The sequence below is a fragment of the Amycolatopsis sp. NPDC059021 genome (assembly GCF_042739895.1).
GTDB lineage: Bacteria > Actinomycetota > Actinomycetes > Mycobacteriales > Pseudonocardiaceae > Amycolatopsis.
This window is the reverse complement of the sequence record NZ_JBHYIQ010000004.1, coordinates 35,549-48,125: the sequence shown is the minus strand read 5'-3', so window position 1 is coordinate 48,125 and position 12,577 is coordinate 35,549. Positions and strand designations below refer to the sequence as shown.

The following is a 12,577-nucleotide window of genomic DNA, read 5'->3' as shown; positions in this document are numbered from 1 at the left end:
GGGCGGTTGTGGACAAGTCCGCGACCATCCCCCTGAGTGTCCTTTGTGGATCTCCGGCGCGGCTGCGAGGCGAGCCGGGGTGAGCCGAGGGACGCCCTTGGTGCGCTCAATGCGTCGAGGGCGTCCCTCGGTGCGCCCAACGCACCGAAGGCGTCCCTCGGCACGCACGCACACCCGGAAAGCCGTGAAGGCCTCCTTCACAGCATTGAGCGCTGTGAAGGAGGCCTTCACGGACCACCAAAGCGGCTACAGGACGATGTTCACCAGGCGGCCGGGCACCACGATGACCTTGCGGGGAGTCTTGTCCCCGACCAGCGCCGCGATCTTCTCGTCGGCCAGCGCCGCCTTCTGGACGGCGTCGCCCGCCGCGTCGGCCGGGACGGTGATCCGCGAGCGGACCTTGCCGTTGACCTGGATCGGGTACTCGACGGTGTTCTCCACCAGGTACTTCTCGTCCACCACCGGGAACGGCCCGTGCACCAGGGAGTCCGCGTGCCCCATGCGGTGCCACAGTTCCTCGGCGATATGCGGGGCCAGCGGCGACAGCATCAGCACCAGCGGCTCGGCCAGTTCGCGCGGCGTGGCTTCCGCCGAGCCGTACACCTTGGTCAGGTAGTTGTTCAGCTCGATCAGCTTCGCGCCCGCGGTGTTGAAGCGCATCTCCTGGTAGTCCTCGCGGACCCCGGCGATCGTCCGGTGCAGCTGCGCGCGGTCCTCGTCCGTCGCGGCATGAGTGGACACCCGGACGTCACCGGTGTTCTCGTCGACGACCAGGCGCCACAGCCGCTGCAGGAACCGCTGCGCGCCCACGACGTCCTTGGTGGCCCACGGGCGGGAAACATCCAGCGGTCCCATGGACATCTCGTAGAACCGGAACGTGTCGGCGCCGTAGTTCGCCGCCATTTCGTCGGGCGTGACGACGTTCTTCAGGCTCTTGCCCATCTTGCCGTACTCCTGGGTGACTTCCGCACCCTCGAAGAAGAACTTCCCGTCCTTCTCCTCGACCTTGTCGGCCGGGACGTAGACACCACGCGAATCGGTGTAGGCGAAGGCCTGGACGTAGCCCTGGTTGAACAGCTTCCGGTACGGCTCCTTCGACGACACGTGCCCCAGGTCGAACAGGACCTTGTGCCAGAACCGCGAATACAGCAGGTGCAGCACCGCGTGCTCGACCCCGCCGACGTACAGGTCCGTGCCGCCAGGGTCGTCCACGCCGTGCTCGGCGGGGCGCGGGCCGACCCAGTACGCCTCGTTCTCCGGGGCGACCAGGACCTCGGTGTTGGTCGGGTCCAGGTACCGCAGCTGGTACCAGCAGGAGCCCGCCCAGTTCGGCATCGTGTTGATGTCGCGGCGGTAGGTCTTGGGCCCGTCACCCAGATCCAGCTCGACCTCGACCCAGTCGGTGGCGCGGGCCAGCGGCGAGGACGGCCGGCTCTCGCGGTCCTCCGGGTCGAAGGTCACCGGCGAGTAGTCCGCGACCTCGGGCAGCTCGACCGGCAGCATCGACTCGGGCAGCGCGTGGACCATGCCGTCCTCGTCGTACACCACCGGGAACGGCTCGCCCCAGTACCGCTGCCGCGAGAACAGCCAGTCGCGCAGCTTGAACTGCACGGTGCCCTCGCCGTGGCCGTGCTCCTCCAGCCACTCGATGATCGTCTTCTTGGCCTCGCCGACGCCCATTCCGTCCAAGAAGCCAGAGTTGATCGCCGGTCCGTCGCCGGTGAACGCCTTGCCCTCGAAGCCCTCCGAAGGCTGCACGGTGCGGACGATGTCCAGGCCGAACTTCTCGGCGAATTCCCAGTCGCGCGCGTCCTGGCCGGGCACCGCCATGATCGCGCCGGTGCCGTAGCCCATCAGCACGTAGTCGGCGACGAAGACCGGGATTTCCAGCTCGCTGACCGGGTTCACCGCGTAGGAGCCGGTGAAGACGCCGGTCTTCTCCTTGTTCTCCTGACGGTCCAATTCGGACTTCCGCGACGCCGCCACCCGGTATTCCGCGATGGCCTCGGCGGGCGTCGCGGCACCGGACGTCCAACGCTCGTCGACGCCTTCGGGCCACGCCTCGGTGGTCAGTTTGTCGACCAGCGGGTGCTCCGGCGCCAGCACCATGTACGTCGCGCCGAACAGCGTGTCCGGCCGCGTCGTGAAGACCTCGATCGCCGACTCGCCCGCGGTGAAGGTCACGCGCGCGCCGTGCGAGCGGCCGATCCAGTTGCGCTGCATGGACTTGACCTTCTCCGGCCAGTCCAGCAGGTCCAGGTCGTCGACCAGGCGGTCGGCGTAGGCGGTGATCCGCATCATCCACTGACGCAGATTGCGCCGGAACACCGGGAAGTTGCCGCGCTCGCTGCGGCCCTCGGCGGTGACCTCCTCGTTGGACAGCACCGTGCCCAGCCCGGGGCACCAGTTCACCGGCGCCTCGGAGATGTACACCAGCCGGTGTTCATCGATGATCTCGCGTTGTTCCGCCCTCGTCAGCTCGCACCAGTTACGGCCGTCGGGGGTGCGGCGCTTGTCCTGCGCGTACTCCGTCTCCAGTTCGACGATCGGACGTGCCTTGCCCGCCTTCTCGTCGTACCAGGAGTTGAAGATCTGCAGGAAGATCCACTGCGTCCACTTGTAGTACCCGGGGTCGATCGTGGAGATGCGGCGGCGCTCGTCGTGCCCCAGCCCCAGGCGCCGGATCTGGCGCAGGTAGGTCTGGATGTTCTCCTCGGTGGTCTTGCGCGGATGCTGCCCGGTCTGCACCGCGTACTGCTCGGCGGGCAGGCCGAAGGCGTCGAAGCCCATCGTGTGCAGCACGTTCCGGCCGATCATCCGGTGGAAACGCGCGAAGACGTCGGTGCTGATGAAGCCCAGCGGGTGCCCGACGTGCAGGCCCGCGCCCGACGGGTACGGGAACATGTCCAGCAGGAACAGCTTGTCCGATGGCACGGTCTGCCCCTCGACCGAGAGCGGGCCGACCGGGTTCGGCGCCTGGTAGGTGCCGTGGTCGGACCAGTACCCCTGCCAGCGCTGCTCGATCTGGCCTGCCAGCTCCGCGTTGTAGCGGTGCTGGGGGGCCGCGTCGGTCCCGCTCTGGTTCATCGCCGCATTCCTCCGTGCCTATCCACGTCAAGCCACTCCAGAAACAACTCGACCCCCCAGCCCGAGGGCGTGAGGGGTCGCCGCGCTGAGGGGCCGTTCGGCCCAGGTCAGCGCGGCAGGCTAAGGAGCAGCCGAGCCGTGTTCATGATGACTATCGTAACTTGCTGGTCAAAGCCGTTCCGACGGGACCGCCAGTGCGATGAACTGGGTCACCTGGCTCGCCGAGAAGTTGTCGTCACTGACGAGCACCAGGCTGCGCTCGCCACCGGGCAGGCGCGGCCCCCACGTCATCCCCTCGACGTTGTCCACAGTGGACAACTGGAAGCCGGAAAGGTCGGCCAGCAAACGCTTGCGGACCGGCTTGACCTGCTTGTCGCCCGCGAGCGAAGCGACGCCGAGGACGTTCGTGGCGCCCTTGGTGTCGATCTCGAAGATGCGGATCTTGTTGCCGACGCCGGTGACGAAGGAGCGTTCCATCACCAGGTAGCGGGTCGGGTCGGCCTGGTCGACGGCGAGCAGCGACGAGATGCCGGTGGTCGCGAAGCCGTCCGACGGCGTCGGCGAGGCGAAGACCTTCTCCTGCGGGTACGCGTACTGCGCGAGCACCGGCCCGAAACGGGACTGAACGGTAATACGGGACAACGCGCCCTGTGTGGTCGTCGGCACCGGGCCGTCCTGGAGCAGCGGCCCCTCGACGGAGCTGGCGACCAGCGTGCCGAACGCGGCGAAGGTGAGGCCTTCGAGGACGAGGTTCTGCCGGGGCCCCGCCGTCGGGGTCATCTTCTCGTTCGCGGGAATCGGCAGATCACGGACATACTTCCCGTCCCGGCGCGCCTCGCGGATCGACGGATCGATCAACGTCGTGCCGGTGCGCTCGCCCTCCTGAGCCCAGAAGTAGTGGCCGGTCCACGGGTCGACGCGCAGTTCCTCGGGGTCGATGGTCTGCTCGTTCTGGGGCGCTTTGGGGTCGTTCTTCGCGAGCGGCGGGTAGGGCGTGCCGTCCGGGCGCAGCAGCGGATGCGTGCCGGTGAACGCGACATCGCCGACGCCGTGCGCGTCGACCGGGAACTTCGCCGTGTAGAAGCGGGCGGGGTTGATCGCGGACCGGTCGTCGCAGATCAAGGCGTACTCACCGGTGCGGGGGTCGTAGTCGATCGAGGAGAGACCGCCGACGGTCGTTCCCTCGAACGGCGCCGCGTGCGGGACGACGCGTTCCCCGATCAGCCGAACCTGACGGTGACTCGGAGTCGCTTCGGCGACGGGAACGCTCAACAGGGTGAGGGGGAGCGCCGCAGCCATGGCGGCGGCCAACACACGACGTGACATGGCCTGTAGCACAGTCGATCAGGGTATCCGGCAGGTTGCCGGGACGTCACGCTTATCCTCGTGGGGTGATCGCTGCAGCGCTCGTCCCGATTCTGCTGGGTGCCGTCGTCGGCTGGGGTGGCTTCCTCGGCCTCCGTGAACGGCTGACGCGGGAAAGCAGCACGGGCGTGCGCACCCGTGCGTCGATGCGCAGCGAAGAGGCCTTCAAGCTGGCGAACCGGGTGGCCGGGCTGCCGACCCTGGTCGGCGGCGTGATCGGCGTGGTCGCCGGCGTCGCGGCACTCGTCATGCCCACCACGGCCGGGCTGCTCGCCGCCGCCGTCGCGGGTTTGCTCGGGATGTTCGCGCTGGTCATCGGCGGCGGAGTGCTCGGCAACCGGGCCGCCGCGACAGTGCCCGCACCCGTGCCCGCCGCCCCGGCCGGATGCAGCGGCTGCGCCTGCGGTGCCGGTGGCTGCGGCGTGCTCCAGCGTTCGGAGAGCTGAAGGGGACGTTCAGCGCGTCTCCTGCGACGAAGGGGACTTTCAGCGCATCCGACGCGAGGAAAGTCCCCTTCAGCTAATTCCGCTGGAGGTCGCCGGGGTGGGTGGCCAGCAGCGCGAGCGGAACGCCCTGACGTCGCAGCACCTGACCCCACAGATCGCGGTGCGGTGAGGCCAGGATGTCGCTCGGCAGCGCGGGCACGATGACCCAGTCCTCACGTTCGATTTCCCTGGCGAGCTGGCCGGAGTCCCACCCCGCGTATCCCGCGAAAACCCGCACCCCGCGGACCTTCGGCACGAGAACCTCCGGATCGGTGTCCAGATCCACCAGCGCGACCGGGCCGCGGACCGCGATCACGCCCGGCACGCTCGCCGCTGTCTCCCCGGTCCGCAACGCGGCCAGGCACAACGCGGTTTTCTTCTCCACCGGACCGCCGACGAACACCGCCTGCGGCTCGGCGACGTGCGTGCCCCAGTTCGGCAGGACATCGTGCACGGCGACGTCGCTCGGACGGTTCAGTACCACCCCGAGAGTGCCCTCGTCCCGGTGATCGATGACGAACACGACCGTCCGCCGGAAGTTCGGGTCGAGCATCGTGGGGGCGGCGACCAGGAGCGTTCCCGGCTCAACCTCGGCGTCCGCAGGCACGCCGCCCATAATCCCACCCCGGTGCACACGAATTCGCCCGGCACCGGGAACAAACATCCCACCTACCCCGTTGGACACACTGGTCGGCGCACTCCGTGTCCCCCGGGCTCACTGAAGAACCGCCTTTGTGGAATACCGTTCGGCCGGAGCCACACTGCGCATAGCCGCCGAGAGGCGAGATGGGGTGCGCTGGCCTCCTATGGTCGCCGCTGCGCGGCTTCCCATAGACCGTGTGCTGACCCGGGGGGCCGAGCCCCCCGGACCCCCACGGTGCGGTCGGTTCCTGACCCAGCGTGGTTCATGCGGCGGCTTCCCAACGCTCACAGGTGGGTCACAGGGGGCGACTAGGATTCCGGGGTGACGATCAGCGCTGGGGCGGCGACGGAACCGGTGGGGCCACGGGCCCTGGTCCGCGACCCCGAGTTCCGCAGGCTGCTGTTCACCCGCTTCGCGGCGCAGTGGGGCGACGGCGTCTTCCGCGCCGGGCTCGCGGGTGCCGTGTTGTTCAACCCCGAACGAGGCGCGAACGCGCTGGCCATCGCGGGCGGATTCGCCGTTCTGCTGCTGCCTTACTCGGTGATCGGGCCCTTCGCGGGCGCGCTGCTCGACCGCTGGGACCGTCGTCGCGTCCTGATCTTCGCGAACCTCCTGCGCGGCCTCGCGATTCTCGCCGCCGCCACCGCGGTCGGACTCGGCGCGGGCGGGATCGGGCTGTTCTCCCTCGCGCTCGCCGCGGAGGGCATCAGCCGGTTCATCGGCTCCGGGATGTCCGCCGCGCTGCCGCATCTGGTGCCGGAATCCAGCGTCGTCACCGCCAATGCCTTCGCCACGACGCTCGGCTCCGTGGTCGCGGTCATCGGCGGCGGATGCGCGATCGGGCTGCGTTTCTTGTTCGGCCCGGACAACGCCGGATCGGCGTGGACGACGTCGTTCGCGGTGCTCGGCACGATCGTCGCGGCGATCGTCGCGGGCCGGTTCCGCCGGGGGCAGCTCGGGCCGGACGTCGTCGACGAACCGACCAACCCGTTCGTCGCGGTCGCGCGCGGCCTGGCCGACGGAGCCCACCACGCCTGGCGCGCGCCGCGTGTCACCGCCGGGTTCATCGCGCTGTTCGCGCACCGGGCGTCGTTCGGCGCCTCGCTGCTCGTGACCACCTTGCTGATGCGCAACTACTTCACCAATCAGGGCGTTTTCCGCGCCGGGCTGCCGGGGCTCGGCCAGATGGTCGCACTGGGCGGCGCCGGCCTGCTCGTCGCCGGTCTGCTGACGGCCTGGCTGGTCCGGGTGTTCGGCAGGCTCCGGGTGGTGCTGGGCGCACTGATGCTCGCCGCGCTCGCGCAGTCCGCGCTCGGCCTCCCGATGCTGCTGCCGACCGCGCTGCTCGCGTCGTTCGTGATCACCGGCGCCGGGCAGGTGCTCAAGCTGTGCGTCGACTCGTCGATCCAGATCGACGTCGCGGACGAAGCCCGTGGCCGGGTCTTCGCGCTCTACGACACGTTGTTCAACATCACCCAGGTGGCCGCGGTGACGCTGACCGCGCTGTTCGTCCCGGACGACGGCCGCTCGCCGGGGCTGCTCATCGCCGCGACGATCTGCTATCTGCTCGGGGGAGCCGGATATCTGCTGGCCACGCGCCGGACGGCGCCCGCCTGATTCGCTGGCGCAAACCGTTGACTCCGGGTTCACCCATTTGGCCGGTACGACGGGACAGCGGGCATTAGGGTTGGCCGCGTCCCGTCCCGCTCGACCCCCGGGAGCACAGTGACCACCCCCGGCGACGACCATGCCCGTCTCGAAGCGCGCAACGCCGCGATGAAGGACCAGGTCGACACGCTGCTGGAGCAGTTCGAACGGCAGACCGAGCAGCTGCGGGACGCGCAGGCGGCGGCCGCCGAACTGACCGCGGTGGTGTCCTCACCGGACGGTCTCGTGCGCGCGACGATCGACTCGACCGGCTCGCTCGCCAAGCTCGAACTCGCGCCGAACTCCTTCGAGCGGACCACCCCGGCGCAGCTGGCGAACACCATCCAGAACCTCGTCCGGCACGGATCGTTGCAGGTCAAGCAGAAGGTCGCGGATCTCATGGCGCCGCTGACCGAGGGGCTGCCCGATCTGGCCGACCTCGTCGAAGGCGCGCCGTCGCTGCGCGGACTCATGCCGCAGATCCCGGACTTCCTCGAAGAAGAGGAACAGCCGCCACCGCCGCCGCGGCCGGACTCCTTCGAGGACCCGGCCGCCGGGTCGATCATGCGCAACGAGCAGGCCGCGCCGCCGCCTCCGCCCGCACCGCCCATGCCCGCGCCGAAACCGACTCCGCGGCGCGTGCGTCCCACCCAGGACGACGAAGACGAGGAACCACCCTCGTCCTGGATGCGGAGGGAGTGACCGATGCCGGACGGGCGCGGTTTCACCGCCGATCCGGAAGCGGTCAAATCCGCCGCCGGTGGGCTCGAAGTAGCCGCGGACAACCTCGAAGACGCCGCGAAGGAACTCCAGAGCGCGCTGAGTGCGCAGGGGGAGTGCTGGGGTGATGACGACTCCGGCAAGGAGTTCGCGAAGGACTACGTACCGGGGGCGAAGGGCGCCGTCGAGGGCTTCGGCAACCTGGTCGAAGGTCTGCGTGGGCTCTTCCGCAATGTCGACCAGTCGATGAAGGCCCTCCATGGCGCCGACCAGACCGTCGCGGACACGCTCACGAAGGGCAAGGGGCAGTAATCCGTGGGTATGGAGATGCCCGACGCGGTCAAATGGCTGCTGCCCATCGTCGTCGGGGAGAGCTGGCCCGAGGGCGACGAGGACAAGCTCCGCGCGCTGCGGGACGCCTGGCACAACGCGTCCACCGCGATCCCGCAGGCCTCCCAGATCGGGAGCACCGCGGCCACCGGTGTCCTCAACAACTGGTCCGGTGACGGCGCGCAGGCGTTCGGCGAGCAGTGGAAGAAGTTCGTCGAGGGCGACGACGCGTACTTCAAGAACCTGGCCGAGGCGTGCAAGGCGCTCGGCGATTCGTGTGATCAGACGGCGCTCGACGTCGAATACACGAAGTACATGATCATCATTTCGCTGATCATCCTGGCCGCGCAGATCGCGGCGATGATCGCGGCCGCCGCGGTGACCTTCGGCGGGTCGACGGCCGGGATCGCGCCCGCGCAGATCGCCACCAGGATGACCGTCCAGATGCTGTTCCGCCAGCTGCTGGAAAAGCTCGCGCAGCAGGGGTTCAAACAGGTCGCGAAGGAGCTGCTGGAGAAGTTCCTCAAGCAGGGTCTCAAGAAGATCGGCAAGGAGATCCTCAAGAACGAGGCGATGAACCTCGGGATGGACGCGGGGATCCAGGGCCTGCAGATGGCCAAGGGCGACCGCAAGGAATGGGACTGGAACAAGACCAAGGACTCGGCGATCAGCGGCGCGGTCGGCGGAGTCGTCGGCGCCGCGAGCGGGTCGATCGGCCGCGGCGCGACCGAGGGGCTTTCGCACAGCGCCGGCGGGCAGGTCGCCGACGCCGCCATGCGCGCGGGCGCGCGGGGCGCCGTCGAGGGTGTCGCACAGACGGTCGGGCAGGCCGCGGTCACCGGGAATCTCGGGGATCTGTCGGCGAAGGACCTGCTCACCGGCGCGTCGAGCGGTGCCGTCGGGGGTGCCGCGGGTGGCGCGAAGGAGCAGATCGGCCACATCAAGGAGGCCAACTCCCCGCACGCCGAACCGTCCGGTGGCAACCACTCCGGTGATTCCGGCGACGACGGTGGATCGTCGAACGAGCCTTCGTCACGGTCGTCGGAATCCGAACCTTCTTCGCGGACAACGGATTCCGAGCCGTCTTCGCGTTCGTCGGAGTCGGAGCCGTCGACACGCTCCTCGGAGTCCGAACCGTCTTCGCGGTCGTCTGAGCCTTCCGGAGAGCCGAGCCGGTCGAACGAGCCGTCGTCGAATCACAGCCAGGAGAGCGGCGGTTCGACCGAGACGCGGACGTCGGAACCGTCGCATCAGTCCACTCAGGACAGTGGATCGGACCTGCACCACACCGGCGAACAACCGCGGCACGCGCCCGAGACGCAGCATTCCGCGGAAACCCAGCGCGCACCGGAAACCCAGCACGTGCCGGAAAGTCGCGCGCCCGAGCACACCACCGAGACGCCACAGCCCCACCACACCGCTGAGACGCAGAGCGCCCCGGTGTCACACGACCCGGCGCCCCCACACCAGAGCGAAACCTCGGCACATCGCCCTGCCGACACCGGGACGTCGACCAGTTCCGATCACGTCCAGCAGCCCGAACATCCGGCCGCGCCGCAGGAAGCCCCGCGCTCCGCGGCTGCGCAGACCGCGGAGGGGCCGGCACCGCAGCAACAGGCACCCGCCGCGCAGCAGCAGCCCGCGGCGAACCCGCCCGCGGGTGGTTCCGCGCCACCGATGAGCGGTGGCGGCATGGGCGGGGGCATGGGCGGCGGTGCGCACGGATCGTCCGGTGGCTCCTCGGGTGGGTCGTCGTCCGGCGGCTACGGCATGGCGCCGAACACCCCGAACCCGCCGCAGGGTGGCTTCACCCCTGGTGGTTACCCGGGCGGAGAGCCGCCGCGCCAGGGCCGCCCGCAGGACAACGTCGCCGCAGCCGGGTACACCGGTGGCGGTCAGCCGGAAGGCTTTCCCGGACAGGGACAGCCGCCGATGCCGGGCCAGCCGCCCCAGCCTCCGCCGCCGCAGGGCGGATTCGCACCGCCGCCGGGAGGAATGCCGCCAGGCGGCGGGATGCCCCCAGGTGGCATGCCGCCGGGCGGTGGCGGACCGCGCCCGTCCGGTCCGCCGCAGGGCGGTCCGCCGCCGAACCAGCCGCCGATGCCGCCACGTGGCGGTCCCGGTTTCCCGCCCGGCGATCCGCGTCGGATGCCCGAACAGTTCGGTGGACGTCCCGGGCAGCCCCAGGGCGGCCCGCCTCGTCCGCCCGGCCCGCCTCCTGGTCCGCCAGGTGGGCGTGGTCCTGGTGGCTATCCCGGTCAACCGCGGCCAGGTGGTCCGATGGGGCCGGGCGGACCCGGTCCGCATCCGGGTGGCCGTCCGCCGATGCCACCTCCGCCGGGACGTCCGCCGATGGGGCCGCCGAACGGCGACCCGCGGTTCGGTCCGCACCAGGGCCGTCCGCCGGGCATGCCGCCGCAGGGTCCCGGCCCGCGTCCGCCGCAGCCGTTCGTGCCCGAACAGCCACGTCCCGGGCACCCGCCGCAGGGCCACGCGCCTGCGCAGCCACCGCCGGGAACCCCGCAACCGCCGCACGTCCCGCATGAGCAACCGCGTCCGCAGGAACAGCGGCCGGTCGAGCGCACGCCGGAACACACCCCGGCGGAACAGCCGCGCCCGCCGGAGCAGCAGCCGTACGGGCAGGAGCGGACTCCGCAGCAGGAGACTCCTGCCGAGCGCGCGCCCGAACAGCAGCCGCCGCACGACAACGCGGCCACGCCGGAACACGGCCCGCGCGAGCAAGCACCGGTGCAGCAGGGCACGGACGAGCACCGCCCGACGGAGGCCCCGCGGGAGCAGGCCCCGGAGCAGCACGAGCCGGGCGCACGCGTGCCCGAGGAGCAGCACACCCCGCAGGAGCGGACTCCGGAGCAGGAACACGCCCCGGCCCACGAGCCGGAGCAGGCACCGCAAGAGCACGAACCCGCGGCACAGCACGACGAGCAGCCGTCCGTCGAGGACCACACGCCCGGTCACGACGAGGGACACTCGCCGGTCGACGAGAGCTACCTGCACGATCCCGGGTTCCGCAGCCACGATCCGGCGGATCTCGACCGGATCGTGGAGACCCAGCTCGACCACGGCCACGTCGACGCCGAGACCGGCGAGCTGCGGCACGAGCAGGTCCGCCGCGAGGCGCTGGCCTTGCGGGACAAGAACTTCCCGCACATGTCGGACGCGGGCGCGATCGCCGTCCACTCGTACACGCGGGTGGAGATGGTGCATCCGCTGACGCACGCCCAGCGCATGGGCGGCGAGGCACTGGGCGATCTGACGCCCCAGGCGCGGGCGGTGACCTCGGGACTCAACGAGATGCCCGAGCACGTCGGCACGGTCTCGAGGATGGTCAACTTCGACCGGCACCCCGGCCGGATGGAAGCGTTCCTGGCGAACTACCGCGAGGGACAGGTCGTCGTCGAACCGGCGTTCCTTTCGACGTCGAAAATCGACGCCGAGCATCCGCGCAGCAACTTCCCCGGCGAAGTCGAGATGCGCATCGAGTCCAAGACCGGGCGCGACGTCTCGAAGCTCGCGGCGCTGGAGCACGAACGCGAAGTCATCATGAAGCCGGGTTCGCAGCTGCTCGTGCACGGCGTCGAGATGGGCCGCGGGCATCCGGATCACCCCGAGTACACGCATCGCAATCCCGACGGCAGCATCAACAAAGAGCCGAAGTGGATCGTGCACGCGGAGGAGGTCCCGCCCGGCGACCCGCGGCATCTGGGCGCGGACGAGGCTCAGCGGCAGGTCGAGGAACGCCGCGAGCACAACGTCGCCGACGAGGAACGTTTCCAGCGCGAGCAGGAGGAAGCCGACCGGAAGTTCGAAGAGGAGCACCCCGAGCTCTTCAAGAACAACATCAAGGACATCTTCAAGGTGTTCGGCGGCGACGAGGACACTCCGGCCGATCACCCCGAGCCGGAGCCTCGCCGCGAACCGGCGAAGCACGAGCCCGAGGGCGGCTGGTCGGAACTCGCGAAACCACTGGAGCCGGGCGGCGAACCGGTGATCCACCACGACTCGGTCGAGACGCCACAGCAGGAAGCGCGGCTCCTGCGCGACAACCTCCGTGGCATCGAAGAGGTCAACACCCGCCACTACTACGCCGAGAACGCGCTCGAGAACGGCTACCGGACGAACTCCGCGGAGTCGATGGTGGCGTACGAGCAGCGGATGAACGGCGAACCCGCCGTCGCCACCCCTGCCGACGGCGCGCTGTCACATCAGCAGAGCCTCGATCACGTCAGCGAACGACTCGGCGGCCAGTGGAGCGATCGCGGCAACTTCGACAGCATCGCGC

At 69.9% G+C, this 12,577-nt stretch carries 7 protein-coding genes and 1 pseudogene; 5 read left to right on the top strand and 3 right to left on the bottom strand.

Features of this window, described 5'->3' with window-relative positions; genetic code table 11:
* Positions 1–246 precede the first annotated feature (246 nt).
* Together leuS and ACFWX1_RS02995 are read right to left on the bottom strand one after the other, a co-directional pair.
* Complete coding sequence (gene leuS, locus ACFWX1_RS03000; protein WP_378383210.1) at positions 247–3,087, bottom strand: leucine--tRNA ligase; 2,841 nt, start codon at positions 3,085–3,087, stop codon at positions 247–249.
* Positions 3,088–3,255: 168 nt separating this feature from the next.
* Positions 3,256–4,413, bottom strand: coding sequence for an esterase-like activity of phytase family protein (locus ACFWX1_RS02995; RefSeq protein WP_378383208.1), 1,158 nt, complete (start codon positions 4,411–4,413; stop codon positions 3,256–3,258).
* Between the two features lie 65 nt (positions 4,414–4,478).
* Between ACFWX1_RS02995 and ACFWX1_RS02990 the strand changes: the two genes are divergently transcribed.
* Positions 4,479–4,898 (top strand): SdpI family protein, encoded by a 420-nt coding sequence (locus tag ACFWX1_RS02990; protein ID WP_378383206.1) that lies wholly within the window; start codon positions 4,479–4,481, stop codon positions 4,896–4,898.
* A gap of 73 nt (positions 4,899–4,971) precedes the next feature.
* On the opposite strand, the gene ACFWX1_RS02985 is transcribed toward ACFWX1_RS02990, so the two are convergent.
* Positions 4,972–5,553 carry a YqgE/AlgH family protein gene (locus ACFWX1_RS02985; protein WP_378383204.1) on the bottom strand — a complete coding sequence of 194 codons (582 nt, stop codon included), beginning with the start codon at positions 5,551–5,553 and terminating at the stop codon, positions 4,972–4,974.
* A gap of 348 nt (positions 5,554–5,901) precedes the next feature.
* Here ACFWX1_RS02985 and ACFWX1_RS02980 point away from each other — a divergent pair, with 348 nt between their 5' ends.
* The 4 genes and pseudogenes from ACFWX1_RS02980 to ACFWX1_RS02965 form a co-directional block, all read left to right on the top strand.
* The gene (locus tag ACFWX1_RS02980) at positions 5,902–7,197 is read left to right on the top strand and encodes an MFS transporter (RefSeq protein ID WP_378383202.1); all 1,296 of its coding nucleotides are present in this window, start codon (positions 5,902–5,904) and stop codon (positions 7,195–7,197) included.
* A 108-nt stretch (positions 7,198–7,305) separates the two neighbouring features.
* A complete protein-coding gene (locus tag ACFWX1_RS02975; protein WP_378383200.1) occupies positions 7,306–7,929 on the top strand; it encodes a YbaB/EbfC family nucleoid-associated protein in 624 nt (207 codons plus the stop codon).
* Between the two features lie 3 nt (positions 7,930–7,932).
* Positions 7,933–8,259, top strand: coding sequence for a WXG100 family type VII secretion target (locus ACFWX1_RS02970; protein WP_378326546.1), 327 nt, complete (start codon positions 7,933–7,935; stop codon positions 8,257–8,259).
* A gap of 9 nt (positions 8,260–8,268) precedes the next feature.
* A pseudogene (locus ACFWX1_RS02965) lies at positions 8,269–12,577 on the top strand (NAD:arginine ADP-ribosyltransferase with a RelA/SpoT domain protein); the annotation flags it as partial.

Bases quoted from the DNA above. Each gene is read 5' to 3' on its own strand.
- leuS (WP_378383210.1), bottom strand. From the start codon at position 3,087: ATGAACCAGAGCGGGACCGACGCGGCCCCCCAGCACCGCTACAACGCG.
- ACFWX1_RS02995 (WP_378383208.1), bottom strand. From the start codon at position 4,413: ATGTCACGTCGTGTGTTGGCCGCCGCCATGGCTGCGGCGCTCCCCCTC.
- ACFWX1_RS02985 (WP_378383204.1), bottom strand. From the start codon at position 5,553: ATGGGCGGCGTGCCTGCGGACGCCGAGGTTGAGCCGGGAACGCTCCTG.
- ACFWX1_RS02970 (WP_378326546.1), top strand. From the start codon at position 7,933: ATGCCGGACGGGCGCGGTTTCACCGCCGATCCGGAAGCGGTCAAATCC.